The organism is Citrobacter sp. CK188 (assembly GCF_030333525.1).
Classification (GTDB): Bacteria; Pseudomonadota; Gammaproteobacteria; order Enterobacterales; family Enterobacteriaceae; genus Citrobacter_B; species Citrobacter_B koseri.
Genome location: NZ_JAOWFU010000036.1, coordinates 225,711 through 239,306 on the forward strand (window position 1 = coordinate 225,711; position 13,596 = coordinate 239,306).

The following is a 13,596-nucleotide window of genomic DNA, read 5'->3' on the forward strand; positions in this document are numbered from 1 at the left end:
CGAAGGGGGACGCGTTTAAAGAAAAGCAATGATCTCAGGAGATAGAATAATGATTACTCTGCGCAAACTTCCTCTGGCGGTTGCCGTCGCAGCAGGCGTTATGTCTGCTCAGGCAATGGCAGTGGATTTCCATGGTTATGCTCGTTCCGGTATCGGCTGGACGGGTAGTGGCGGCGAACAACAATGTTTCCAGGCAACTGGCGCTCAAAGTAAATACCGTCTTGGTAACGAATGTGAAACCTATGCGGAATTGAAACTGGGTCAGGAAGTGTGGAAAGAAGGCGACAAGAGCTTCTATTTCGACACTAACGTGGCCTACTCCGTAGCGCAACAGAATGACTGGGAAGCAACCGATCCGGCGTTCCGTGAAGCCAACGTGCAGGGTAAAAACCTGATTGACTGGCTGCCAGGCTCCACCATCTGGGCGGGTAAGCGCTTCTATCAGCGTCATGACGTTCACATGATCGACTTCTACTACTGGGATATTTCTGGTCCTGGTGCGGGTATCGAAAACATCGACCTGGGCTTCGGTAAACTGTCTCTGGCAGCGACCCGCTCTCAGGAAGCCGGTGGTTCCTACACCTTCAGCAGCCAGGATATTTACAACTCTTCTAAAGACACCGCCAACGACGTCTTCGACGTGCGTTTAGCCGGTCTGGAAACGAACCCGGATGGCGTGCTGGAACTGGGTGTCGACTATGGTCGCGCAAACACCACTGACGATTATCGCCTGGCTGACGGCGCATCTAAAGACGGCTGGATGTTCACTGCTGAACATACCCAGAGCATGCTGAAGGGCTACAACAAGTTTGTGGTTCAGTACGCCACTGACGCGATGACCACGCAGGGTAAAGGTATTCCTCAGGGTTCTTACGGCTCGACCTTTGATATCGGCGAAGGCGACGATCAGCTCCATTATGTCGATCGTTACGTCAATAACAACGGTAAGCTGTGGCGTATTCTGGACCACGGGGCGATCTCTCTGGGCGACCGTTGGGACCTGATGTACGTCGGTATGTTCCAGAAACAGGACCTGGATAACGATCTGGGTACTGACTGGTGGACCGTGGGCGTTCGTCCGATGTTCAAATGGACGCCGATCATGAGCACCCTGCTGGAAGTCGGTTACGACAACGTCAAATCTCAACAGACTGGCGATCGCAACAACCAGTACAAAATCACCCTGGCGCAACAATGGCAGGCTGGCGACAGCATCTGGTCCCGCCCGGCCATCCGTCTCTTCGCAACCTACGCGAAGTGGGATGAGAAATGGGGCTATATCAAAGATGGCGATAACACATTGCGTTATGCCGCATCGAATAACTCCGGCTTCAACACAACCAGCCGTGGCGACAACGATGAGTGGTCCTTCGGCGCCCAGATGGAAATCTGGTGGTAATACGTGACATAACGAGGGGGGCGCAAGTCCCCCGGTAACGAGATGCAGGCCGGATAAGGCGTAGCCGCTATCCGGCATTATCTGCACCGTTTCTCGCGGTTTAGCGCGCTATTGCCTGGCCACCGCTGAACCCGTGCTATCTGAGGTGATAACAATGAAAATGAAGAAAAGTCTCGTCGCCCTTTGTTTATCGGCAGGGTTGCTGGCAAGCGCACCAGGCATCAGCCTGGCGGATGTAAACTATGTTCCGCAAAACACCAGCGCAGCGCCTGCGATTCCGACCGCCGCACTACAACAACTCACCTGGACGCCTGTCGACCAGTCCAGTACGCAGTCCACACAGCTTTCCACCGGTGGTCAGCGGCTTGACGTCGCCGGTATTACAGGCCCGGTTGCCGCGTATAGCGTACCGGCGAACATCGGTGAGCTCACGCTGACATTGAGCAGCGAAGTTAACAAACAAACCAGCGTATTTGCACCGAACGTGCTGATTCTCGACCAGAACCTGACGCCTTCAGCGTTTTTTCCCAGCAGCTACTTTACCTACCAGGCCCCCGGCGTGATGAGCGCGGATCGTCTGGAAGGGGTGATGCGCCTGACGCCTGCGCTGGGCCAGCAGAAGCTGTACGTTCTGGTGTTTACCACCAATAACGATCTCCAGCAGACCACCACGCTGCTTGACCCGGCAAAAGCGTATGCGAAAGGCGTGGGTAATGCCGTCCCGGATATTCCCGATCCGATCGCGCGCCACACGACTGATGGCCTGCTGAAACTGAAAGTGAAAACCAACAGCAGCTCCAGCGTACTGGTTGGCCCGCTGTTTGGTTCTTCCGGTCCGGGACCTGTCACCGTCGGCAACACTGCGGCACCGGCGACCGCCTATACCGCACCAGCCGTTGCCGCGCCAGCGCCTGCCCCGGCGAAGAAAAGCGAGCCAATGCTGAACGACACGGAAAGCTACTTCAACAATGCGATTAAGGACGCGGTAGCGAAAGGTGACGTTGATAAAGCTCTGAAACTGCTTGATGAAGCCGAACGCCTGGGATCGACATCTGCCCGTTCCACGTTTATCAGCAGTGTAAAAGGCAAGGGGTAAGCGTCTCCCCACATTGCTGATTTTGCAACAACTGGTGCGTCTCCTGGCGCACCTTTTTTTTAGCATTCCATGCGAGTTGTTACACTTCTGTTGCGCAACCGATCACTTAATTATGTTTACGCCTCCCGTAATCTCTTTTCTGCGATACAATGCCTTTACGTTATGAAACGGAGAGTACGGCATGTCACACCCTGCGTTAACGCAACTGCGTGCGCTGCGCTATTTTAAAGAGATTCCTGCGCTGGATTCCCGGTTGCTCGACTGGTTACTTCTGGAAGATTCCATGACCAAACGTTTTGAGCAAGAAGGGAAACGGGTAAGCGTGACATTGCTTCGGGAAGCGTTTGTTGGTCCACATGAAGTGGCTGAAGAGGTGGCGCTGCTACCGGTCGAATCCCGCTACTGGTTACGTGAAATTTTGTTATGTGCAGACGGCGAACCATGGCTTGCCGGGCGTACCGTCGTGCCTGAATCAACGTTGTGCGGCCCTGAGCTGGCCTTACAAAATCTGGGAAAAACGCCGTTAGGGCGCTACCTGTTTACATCATCAACGTTGACCCGAGATTTTATTGAGATTGGTCGTGATGCCGCACTGTGGGGGCGTCGTTCCCGCCTGCGTCTGAGCGGTAAGCCGCTGATGCTTACCGAGCTGTTTTTGCCCGCATCACCGTTGTATTAAGAGGAAAACAAAATGGAGTGGAGTCTGACGCAGAATAAGCTGTTGGCGTTTCACCGCCTGATGCGTACGGATAAGCCAATCGGTGCCTTACTGCTGCTCTGGCCGACATTATGGGCGCTGTGGGTAGCGACGCCGGGAGTGCCGCAACTGTGGATTCTGGCGGTGTTTGTCGCCGGGGTCTGGTTAATGCGCGCCGCCGGTTGCGTGGTCAACGATTATGCCGATCGTAAGTTTGATGGACATGTGAAACGCACGGCCAACCGACCGTTGCCCAGCGGGGCGGTCACGGAGAAAGAGGCGCGCACGCTGTTTGTCGTACTGGTAGCGCTCTCCTTCCTGCTGGTGTTAACGCTGAATACGATGACCATTCTGCTGTCGATTGCGGCGCTGGCGCTGGCGTGGGTCTATCCCTTCATGAAGCGTTACACCCATTTGCCGCAGGTTGTGCTGGGCGCGGCGTTCGGCTGGTCTATTCCTATGGCGTTTGCGGCGGTGAGTGAGTCCGTGCCGCTGAGCTGCTGGCTGATGTTCCTGGCCAATATCCTCTGGGCGGTGGCCTACGACACGCAGTATGCGATGGTTGACCGGGACGACGATCTGAAAATCGGCATTAAATCGACGGCCATTCTGTTCGGGCGACATGACAAACTTATTATCGGGATTTTGCAGATTGCGGTGCTGGCGCTAATGGCGCTGATTGGCTGGCTGAACGGGCTGGGCTGGGGGTATTACTGGTCGGTGCTGGTGGCCGGCGCGCTGTTTGTGTATCAGCAGAAACTGATTGTCGGGCGCGAACGTGAAGCCTGTTTTAAAGCGTTTATGAACAATAACTACGTCGGCCTGGTGCTGTTTTTAGGGCTGGCGATGAGTTACGTTGGCTGAAAAAAAGCCCGGTAGCGCTTACCGGGCCTACATAACATATTGCGCAGAATGTAGGCCGGGTAGGGCGAAGCCGCCACCCGGCTTTTTATTGTCACTCGCCCTGCGTTGCGCTCTCAATGGTCAGACGCACATCCGACGTGATCAAATCGGCCAACATCTGATACACCTTCATCGTCTGCTCAGGCTCGGCGTCTCCGGTATCGCTGATGTATTTCTCATCACGCAGAGTCAGCACCAGAGAACTGAACACCGCTTTATCGAAGAACTCCGGCGCGTTAATGCCGTGCAGAACGGAAAGACGTTGCGCGACCGTGCGGCTCTCTTTTTCCAGCGTACCACGGTTGATCGACGGATTCGCGCTCAACAGCCAGAAGGTGATGGCATAGCGTTGCAGCGTTTCGCGCGCGCCAGCCGCCAGCAGTTGCAGCGTGCGAGAATGTGCCGGATTGATATGCAGCTCATCGTTCTGTACGGCGATCAGCCCCTGACGTTGCATCTCACTGCTCAGCGCGTCAATCACGCTGGCAAGCTCATCGTGTTCCCAGCGCAGGAACAGTTCCGCTTTCAGCATCGGATAGAGCACGTCAACATGCTGCATCAGCGCGTCACGCGAGATGTGGCGGTGCTGGGTAATGATGGCCGCCATCAGGGAAGGCAGAACCAGCATATGCGCGATGTTGTTGCGATAGTAAGTCATCAACACGGCCTGCTCGCGCGGCAGAATGATGATATCGCCGATGGTGTCTTTCTCGACCTCAAACTTGTTCATCTGCAAGGCGTGGTCGATCAGTTCACTGGCGCTCTGCGCAGGAACCGTAGAATCCGCCGCGTACGGCACGTTGCGCAGCAGACTCAGATAGCAGTCGAGCTGTTCAGTCAGTTGCTCACGGGTCAGAGAGCGCTGGCGGGAAGCCAGCAGCGCGGTGCAGCACAGGTTCATGGCGTTGGCGGCACCGGCGTTGTTAATGCGCACCATCAGATCGGCGGCAATGTTATTCACCGTCGGCGTCAGCCAGGCCGGGCGGATAGACTCGATAGGATCGATGGATTCACGCCACTCCGGCACATGCTGGTTGAGGTAAGTCATCAATGGCATCGGTTCGCCAAAGTTGACGTAGCCCTGGCCCAGATTACGCAGTTTGCTTAAACCGCGCAGCATCTGCGGCAGGCTCTCTTTCTCTTTCGTCGCGCCACGCAACTCTTTGGCGTAAGTGCCCACTTCCATCACATGCTCATAGCCGATGTAGATCGGCACCAGCGTGATAGGACGCGTGCCGCCGCGCAACATCGCCTGAATGGTCATCGACAGCGTGCCGGTTTTCGGGTCGAGCAGACGACCGGTACGCGATCGACCGCCTTCGACGAAATATTCGACTGAGTAACCACGGCTGAACAGCTCGCCCAGGTATTCACGGAAAACGGTGGAGTAGAGCTTGTTGCCCTTGAAGGTACGACGAATAAAGAACGCGCCCAGACGGCGGAAAATCGGACCCGCCGGCCAGAAGTTCAGGTTGATGCCCGCAGCGATATGCGGCGGCACCAGCCCCTGGTGATACAGCACGTAGGAAAGCAGCATATAGTCCATATGGCTGCGGTGGCAGGGCACATAGACAATTTCATGCCCGTCGTGCGCCAACTGACGAACGCGCTCGGCGTTATGGACGTTAATCCCCTGATAAAGACGGTTCCAGGTAAAGCCCAGAATACGGTCGGTCAGACGGATCATCTCGTAGGAGAAGTTGGCGGCAATCTCTTCCATCAGCGCAATGGCGTTTTGCTGCGCCTTTTCATGGGAGATTTTTTTGCTGCGCGCTTCATCTTCCACGGCGCGAGCGATGGCTTTTGAAGCCAGCAGCTTGTTAAACAGATCCTGACGGGCTGGCAGACGCGGCCCGACCGCCGCCAGACGTTGACGGGCGAAGTGCATACGCGCCACGCGCGCCAGTTTCTGCGCTATTGTCTTGTCAGTGCCGTGTTCGTCAGCCATCCGACGCAAAGACACGGACGGCGAGAAACGAACAAAGCTGTCGCGTCCCAGCCAGGAGACGGCAAAGAATTTCTGCACGCCGTTCAGCATACGTAAAGGCGGGTTCTCTTCTCCTTTTTCGCGCCCCGGAGAGCGGCCAAACATCACCGATACCGGCACCATTTGCACATCCAGATCGGGATTGCTGCGGTGGAGATCGAGATAGTTGTGGAAAAGCTTAATGGACTCTTCTTTTGGCGTGTAATAGGTGAAGACACGCGGCCCGCCGTGAATAAAGACATAACGCGGCAGCAGCGTTCCGTCGATCTCCAGCGGCTCCAGCGGGTCGGGAAGATCGTGCGCCAGACACTGGGCGCGCAGCGTCAGCAGGTCTGCTTTGGAGTTGTACGGCAATACGTACATAATAGGGCGCGATGTATCAAGCCCCAACTCCGGGGCAGGATCTGCCGGAATAGACTTGCTTTTTACCAGCACGCTTAATGGTAAATTCAGTAATTTGTAGTAAATTCGTGGCCAGCCGGACATAAACGATGTAAAGCCTCTGGTTAATAATGCAAATGCGCAGCAAGGATATCAGAAAGTCTGGTGAATTTCTGGTGTATCCCGTCATACTTCGCGCTGCGTTGCCGTCGCCCGAATCATACGGGCCAACGATATAATTTCATTGACGCTAATAATGCAAAAAGGTTCTTTTAATGGCCAATAATACCACTGGATTCACCCGAATCATTAAAGCCGCAGGCTATTCCTGGAAAGGTTTTCGCGCCGCATGGGTCAACGAAGCGGCGTTTCGCCAGGAAAGCATCGCCGTGCTGGCAGGTGTGCTGATTGCCTGCTGGCTGGATGTGGATGCCATTACTCGCGTATTGCTGATTGGTTCCGTGATGCTGGTGATGATTGTTGAAATCCTTAACAGCGCCATTGAAGCTGTTGTTGACCGTATTGGCTCTGAATACCATGAACTCTCCGGCCGCGCGAAGGACATGGGGTCTGCGGCGGTGCTGCTGTCTATTTTCGTCGCGCTGATGACCTGGGGTCTCCTGCTATGGTCACATTTCCGCTAAGGTTTTTTCGATAAAGATTCCATAACGGTATAAAACTCCTGTTTTCTGCGCAGTTTATGGTTCCAAAATCACCTTTAGCTGTATATACTCACAGCATAACTGTATATACACCCAGGGGGCGGAATGAAAGCGTTAACGGCCAGGCAGCAAGAGGTGTTTGATCTCATTCGGGATCACATCAGCCAGACAGGTATGCCACCAACGCGTGCGGAGATCGCGCAGCGTTTGGGGTTCCGTTCCCCAAACGCCGCTGAAGAACACCTGAAAGCGCTGGCGCGTAAAGGGGTGATTGAAATTGTTTCCGGCGCATCGCGCGGTATTCGCCTGCTTCTGGACGAAGAAGAAGGGTTGCCGCTGGTCGGTCGTGTCGCCGCCGGTGAACCGCTGCTGGCGCAGCAGCATATCGAAGGCCATTATCAGGTCGATCCCTCGCTGTTTAAACCCAATGCTGATTTTCTGCTGCGTGTTAGCGGCATGTCGATGAAAGATATCGGAATTATGGACGGCGATCTGCTGGCAGTGCATAAAACTCAGGATGTCCGTAACGGCCAGGTGGTTGTGGCGCGTATTGACGATGAAGTCACGGTAAAACGCCTGAAAAAACAGGGCAATAAAGTTGAACTTTTGCCAGAAAATAGCGAATTTAAACCGATTGTGGTTGACCTGCGTGAGCAGAGCTTCACCATCGAAGGACTGGCGGTAGGCGTTATCCGTAACGGTGAATGGTTGTAATCAGGTGCCGGCACAACGCCTGATGGCGCTGCGCTTATCAGGCCTACAAATATCCCCGTAGGCCGGATAAGGCATTTATGCCGCCATCCGGCGATTAATCGATTGGTTTATTTGACTTTTTCTCAGGCTCATCTGCATGCCTTTCTTCACATCCTCTGATAAAGCACTCTGGCGCCTCGCCTTACCCATGATTTTTTCCAACATCACCGTCCCCTTACTGGGTCTGGTGGATACGGCTGTTATTGGTCATCTCGATAGCCCCGTCTACTTGGGTGGTGTTGCCATTGGCGCAACCGCAACCAGCTTCCTTTTCATGCTGTTGCTCTTCTTACGCATGAGCACTACCGGGTTAACGGCGCAGGCCTTTGGCGCGAAAAATCCGCAAGCGCTGGCGAGAGCGTTGGTGCAACCACTCATCCTGGCGCTGAGCGCGGGGGCGCTGATTGCGCTGCTGCGCACGCCGATTATCGATCTGGCATTGCATATCGTTGGCGGTAGCGAAGCGGTGCTGGAGCAGGCAAGACGCTTTCTGGCGATCCGCTGGCTGAGCGCCCCGGCATCTCTGGCGAATCTGGTTTTGCTTGGTTGGCTGCTTGGCGTTCAGTACGCCCGTGCACCGGTTATACTGCTGATTGTCGGGAATATCCTGAACATCGTTCTCGACCTGTGGCTGGTTATGGGGCTGCACATGAACGTGCAGGGGGCTGCGCTGGCGACGGTCATCGCCGAATATGCCACGCTGTTAATTGGTCTGCTGATGGTACGCAAAGTCCTTCATCTGCGCGGTGTCTCTCCCGGTATGTTGAAACAGGCCTGGCGCGGGAACTTCCGTCGTTTGCTGGCGCTTAATCGCGACATCATGCTGCGTTCGCTGCTGCTGCAACTCTGTTTTGGCGCAATCACGGTACTGGGCGCCCGTATGGGAAGCGATATCATTGCGGTGAATGCCGTTCTTATGACGTTGCTGACTTTTACTGCCTATGCGCTGGACGGCTTCGCCTATGCGGTAGAAGCCCATTCGGGTCAGGCTTATGGCGCGCGGGACGGCAGCCAGCTACTGGACGTATGGCGGGCGGCGTGTCGCCAGTCGGGAATTGTGGCGCTGCTGTTTGCGCTGGTTTATGCGCTGGCGGGTGAGTACATCATCGCACTGCTGACTTCGCTGCCGCAGATTCAGCTTCTGGCCGATCGCTATCTTATCTGGCAGGTGGTTCTGCCGCTGGTGGGCGTCTGGTGCTATTTGCTGGACGGTATGTTTATCGGGGCGACGCGGGCGGCTGAAATGCGTAACAGCATGGCTGTCGCCGCAGCCGGGTTTGCGCTCACCCTACTGACGATACCGCTGCTGGGGAACCACGGACTGTGGCTTGCGCTAACCGTTTTTCTGGCGCTTCGTGGGCTTTCTCTGGCATTTATCTGGCGGCGACACTGGCGAAAAGGGACCTGGTTTGCCTGAGTCCGGTGGTTAAAAACTCTGAATTAAAAAATGAAGGCCGAATCACTGACTACAATTAATCTCACGTTCAGCAGAAAACGTAATGCGTTTGAGCGACGTTCTCCCGCTATTCACAACCGAACGATGAGGACTTGATGATGAATAAAGACGAAATCGGCGGCAACTGGAAACAGTTTAAAGGTAAAGTGAAAGAGCAATGGGGCAAACTGACCGATGACGATATGACAGTCATCGAAGGTAAGCGTGATCAACTGGTGGGTAAAGTCCAGGAACGCTATGGTTACGCAAAAGATGAGGCGGAAAAAGAAGTGAAAGAATGGGAAAACCGTAACGACTACCGCTGGTAATCAACTTCTCCTGCCCGTGAGTACAAGGACGTACTCCCCTCTGTTCAACGTACTTGCTTTGGGCGGCGTCTGCGGATTAGCCGCCCGATTTATTTAACGTGGTTTCTTCTTCACCAGAATAGAATGGTCGTGCTGGCACTCACCGGGGTGGCGACAGGCTTCGACTTCCACACACGCCGGGCATAACCCGTGTGCTTCAATCACGTTATGGCGCAGAGCGAACCCCATTTTTGCCGCCAGCGTATGCATAATGTCTTCCACGCCTTCAGCACACTCCTCTTTTACCACACCACAACGGTCGCAGATAAACATAGCCGAGCTATGGGTCGGCTGATCGAACAGGTGACAGAGCACGTAGCTGTTGGTGGATTCGACCTTGTGAACAAAACCCTGCTCAAGCAGAAAATCGAGCGCACGACACCGTCGGCGGTTTGGCCTGCGGCTCCGTTTCACGCAGCAGATCCAGCAGGTCATAGGCGCTGATCGCGCCTTCCTGTAGGCTCATCAGACGCAACACTTCGAGGCGCTGGGGTGTCAGCCGCACATTGCGTTGCGCACAGAGTTTTTCAGCTTGCGCTAAAAGCTCTTGCGTGGTGGTCTTTTCCATGTGGCACCTCGGATTGCGTGAAAGGTTAATCTTCTACTTTACCATGTTCTGCGTAAAACGCCGAGAAGCAGCTCATAACACAGCTCTGGTTGCTACACATAACCGTTTTATGCAAAAAGCAATACCTGCACGGTGGCGCGTCTGTCACTGGTTTCTGTAAGTGGGTAAATTGAACCGGGAGGAATAGTCCATAAAGTCACTGGACTTTCACCCGTGGTATTATTTTCTATCATTGAACGGTTATCTATTAACGCTAATCGTATTATTAAAATTGCTCAGTAAAATTACCATGAGACTTAAGTGAGGGCCTTTTATAAGCGTTCACCTATGAAAATTTTATGATATTCATGTTCAGTATGCTTTAAGGGTATTTATTGTTCTGCTTTTTATTTGTAACATTATTATTCTTAAATCGTGGTGGCAATACGTTATTTTTTGACGATGCACAAAATATTACTGTCCCCAGAGAATTACTCTCATAAAAGTGGTGTAATAAATCAGGGGCACAAATGGGTGATATTATTTATGTAACCATTGAGGGTGAGCATCAGGGGGATATTTCCTCTGGTTGTGGAACCACAACTTCAGTGGGGAATCGTTGGCAGCAGGGACATGAAGATGAAATTTTCGTTTTTAGCCTTACGCAGGGGATATCAAACACTGGAATGGGGGTGAAGCATCAGGGGCTGTCCTTTAGCAAAGTAATTGACAGGGCGTCACCGTTACTGACAAATGCGATCAATAATAATGAAAATCTTAAAATGCGCTTTGATATTTATCGGATCAATAGATTTGGCCGGTGGGAGAAGTATTATGTCATTAAACTGAGAGGGGCAAGATTAAATCGGCTGGTATCTGAATCACGGCAAAATAGTTTGGATTATGAATATATTTCGCTGGATTATGATTATATTCATTGTCAGCATCTTCTCGCTGGTACTGAATTCGATTACCTTGTTACGCCTGAACGATATAATCAGCTCTTTCCAGTGGCGCAGGTTATATCTCCTCCCCCGGAGCCGGAGAAACGAAAGGTTACGCTGGTGCTGGGGATCTTCTTCGATGGTACGGGCAATAACGCGGTCAATACGCGAAATATGCTGGCGGCTTGTACCGCGCAGCATTTTGACATTGATAACCCTGATGCGGAAAGAATTCTCCAAAAGAGTGCTTCCGAAAAAATGGGGCTGAGTGGTACAGAGGCAACCAGCTACTACGGATACTATACAAATATACACTGGCTAAATGAATTGTATTTGCAACGATTTCCAGCTGACGGGAAATATATTCAACATGCCGTATATATTGAGGGCATAGGTACGCAGGCTGGTGAAGCGGACAGCATGATCGGCTTAGGGCTTGGCACGTCTGATTACGGTGTAATCGCTAAAACTGACGATGCGGTAGCGCAACTGGCTGAAGCAATAAAGGCCACAATACGTATATTGGAGGGCAAACTTATTATTGAGAACTTGCTGTTTGATATTTTCGGCTTCAGTCGCGGTGCGGCGGCGGCCCGTCATTTTGCGAATCGCGTACAGTCAGAAGACGGCGCAATTGTGAATGCCATTAATGCTGGCATGGTAAAGCAGGTCTACACGGGGAAACCTGCAGGAAAGACCCGCTTTATGGGTATTTTTGATACCGTCACGGCCGTTGGAACTCCCTTTAATGGTCTGAATCCGCACAGCGCTGATACGGGCGACGTCAATATTCATTTGCGGCCCGGCGTGGCGCAAAAAGTTTTCCATATCACCGCTCAGCATGAATGTCGCTATAACTTTGCGCTTAACAGCGTGGCACCTGCCTGGCCGGAGATAACCTTACCCGGAGTGCATTCCGACATTGGCGGCGGTTACCTGCCTAAGACGCGTGAGGATCTGTTTCTTACCCGCCCACAGGTGGACACTTTACCATTAAATCAGCCTGATGAACGTTCCGGCGCTTACCGGAAGACCATGGCACAACTACCGGTTCTGGAAGCCTCTCCTGCTATCGCACCGATTATTCGTACTAATGAAATCACCCCTGAAGTTTGGTCAGACGACTACGCCGCTACTGACCGTTATGGTCAGATGCAAAAGCGCAGCTTTGCCGCACTGACTCTGCGCCAGCGTATTGTCCGAAATGACTGGTCGAAGGTAATTCTGTGGGTGATGGTCGATGCGGCGAAGGAGGCGGGAGTGATGTTTGAACCCCTTGAGAACAAAAAAGATATTCAGATTCCAGGTGAGCTTCTCACTTTCTATGAACATGCAACAAGGATAGGTAAATTCGCGCGTTTGAGACAGCCAGCAATCGGTTTTTCCGGGCAAGACATCGAAATTATCGCCAAAACCTATATCCACTGTTCAGCAAACTGGAATGCCGTCGCCGTAAGTAAAACGGGTAAACCACAAGGCGGGGTTTCTGCTTCTGAAACGATCGGCTTCGTTAACCGGCCTGACGCAGGATGGCTCAGAACAGTTTACAACATGGACGGGAAACAATGATGAACGCACGATGGTTACATATTCTGGCAGTCCTGCTGGCGCTGGCGGGGTGCAGTCACCCGCAGACGTATCCCTTACAGTCGAAGCAGGCTGCCAGCGGCGACTGGTCTTTACCCTACGGGAAATGGAGTTTTTCTTTTATCACTCCCTGGCGACTTCCAGCACGGGTGAGGCAGGCTCGGGTGATTGATACAGACGGGTATCTCTATACTTTTAACACGGTTGACCATACGGACAAAGATCCGGATTCAGTTAACAAATGGAAGACAAATCTCCATCGGGGAGGGGTGACTTTTAATAAAGTTAATAAACCACCACAGTATATGATCTTCTGTTGGGATTCGTTCATTGACCATCAGACCTACGAAACCCGCGTGATGTTTTCTCCTGCCATATGGCAGAGGATGAAGACCCCAGCAGACCATACTGATCGTTCAGGAGATCCTTTCTGGTACAACAATATTCTGTTCGGCCTTGCGCCTGGTGGCAAGGTCAGGATCTGGTTCCCTGATGTGGGCGATTATCCTGCCATCCCCGTAACGCCCCGGAAAATCCACACCCTGTCGGGTAATGAACTGACGATCTGTAAGGAGGGGGCAAACAGCGACTTTCTGCGCGAATACCGTTATTCCAGCGATACAGAAGCGTTTATCAAAGGAAAAACCTACCCCTACGGGGAGTGGTAATAACGTGGATGGGAAACAATGATGAACACACGAACAGTTATGATTCAGGCATTATTTCTCATGGCATCTTTTTAACCTCAATGTGCCATCTGCGTGCGGGTGTTTCTCTATGCTATAGTAGGCCATATCTCATTCCATTCTCCTCTGTAGGCTCCCATTTTTAGGGGGC

11 protein-coding genes and 1 pseudogene are annotated in these 13,596 nt (G+C 52.9%); 10 read left to right on the top strand and 2 right to left on the bottom strand.

Annotation, left to right across the window (positions count from 1 at the left end; translation table 11 throughout):
- Nucleotides 1–46 precede the first annotated feature (46 nt).
- From OGV67_RS18625 to ubiA, 4 genes are all read left to right on the top strand, one after another.
- Nucleotides 47–1,399 carry a maltoporin gene (locus OGV67_RS18625; RefSeq protein ID WP_024130837.1) on the top strand — a complete coding sequence of 451 codons (1,353 nt, stop codon included), beginning with the start codon at nt 47–49 and terminating at the stop codon, nt 1,397–1,399.
- 154 nt (nt 1,400–1,553) lie between these two features.
- Entirely contained in the window at nt 1,554–2,495 is a 942-nt protein-coding gene (malM, locus tag OGV67_RS18630; protein ID WP_012134648.1) for a maltose operon protein MalM, read from the top strand.
- Between the two features lie 181 nt (nt 2,496–2,676).
- On the top strand, nt 2,677–3,174 hold the full coding sequence (gene ubiC / locus OGV67_RS18635) for a chorismate lyase (protein WP_012134646.1): 498 nt from the start codon (nt 2,677–2,679) through the stop codon (nt 3,172–3,174).
- A 12-nt stretch (nt 3,175–3,186) separates the two neighbouring features.
- Nucleotides 3,187–4,056 (top strand): 4-hydroxybenzoate octaprenyltransferase, encoded by an 870-nt coding sequence (gene ubiA, locus OGV67_RS18640; RefSeq protein ID WP_012134645.1) that lies wholly within the window; start codon nt 3,187–3,189, stop codon nt 4,054–4,056.
- A 91-nt stretch (nt 4,057–4,147) separates the two neighbouring features.
- Here the strand turns inward: ubiA and plsB are convergent, their stop codons facing one another.
- A complete protein-coding gene (gene plsB / locus OGV67_RS18645; RefSeq protein ID WP_049011993.1) occupies nt 4,148–6,568 on the bottom strand; it encodes a glycerol-3-phosphate 1-O-acyltransferase PlsB in 2,421 nt (806 codons plus the stop codon).
- Nucleotides 6,569–6,738: 170 nt separating this feature from the next.
- Here plsB and OGV67_RS18650 point away from each other — a divergent pair, with 170 nt between their 5' ends.
- The 4 genes from OGV67_RS18650 to OGV67_RS18665 all read left to right on the top strand — a co-directional run bounded on the left by OGV67_RS18650 (nt 6,739) and on the right by OGV67_RS18665 (nt 9,642).
- On the top strand, nt 6,739–7,107 hold the full coding sequence (locus OGV67_RS18650; protein ID WP_012134643.1) for a diacylglycerol kinase: 369 nt from the start codon (nt 6,739–6,741) through the stop codon (nt 7,105–7,107).
- 123 nt (nt 7,108–7,230) lie between these two features.
- Nucleotides 7,231–7,839 (top strand): transcriptional repressor LexA, encoded by a 609-nt coding sequence (lexA, locus tag OGV67_RS18655; protein WP_012134642.1) that lies wholly within the window; start codon nt 7,231–7,233, stop codon nt 7,837–7,839.
- A gap of 136 nt (nt 7,840–7,975) precedes the next feature.
- Entirely contained in the window at nt 7,976–9,295 is a 1,320-nt protein-coding gene (dinF, locus tag OGV67_RS18660; protein WP_115615253.1) for an MATE family efflux transporter DinF, read from the top strand.
- Nucleotides 9,296–9,432: 137 nt separating this feature from the next.
- Nucleotides 9,433–9,642, top strand: a complete 210-nt coding sequence (locus OGV67_RS18665; RefSeq protein ID WP_024130835.1) for a CsbD family protein — start codon at nt 9,433–9,435, stop codon at nt 9,640–9,642.
- A 93-nt stretch (nt 9,643–9,735) separates the two neighbouring features.
- On the opposite strand, the pseudogene zur reads toward OGV67_RS18665, so the two are convergent.
- Nucleotides 9,736–10,249 (bottom strand): annotated as a pseudogene (zur, locus tag OGV67_RS18670) (zinc uptake transcriptional repressor Zur).
- 509 nt (nt 10,250–10,758) lie between these two features.
- Here zur and OGV67_RS18675 point away from each other — a divergent pair.
- Entirely contained in the window at nt 10,759–12,741 is a 1,983-nt protein-coding gene (locus OGV67_RS18675; protein WP_115615252.1) for an Hcp family type VI secretion system effector, read from the top strand.
- Nucleotides 12,738–13,427: a DUF2931 family protein gene (locus OGV67_RS18680; protein ID WP_286465895.1), complete on the top strand. Its 690-nt coding sequence runs from the start codon at nt 12,738–12,740 to the stop codon at nt 13,425–13,427. The genes OGV67_RS18675 and OGV67_RS18680 overlap by 4 nt, the downstream gene beginning before the upstream one ends.
- The last annotated feature ends 169 nt before the right edge of the window (nt 13,428–13,596 follow it).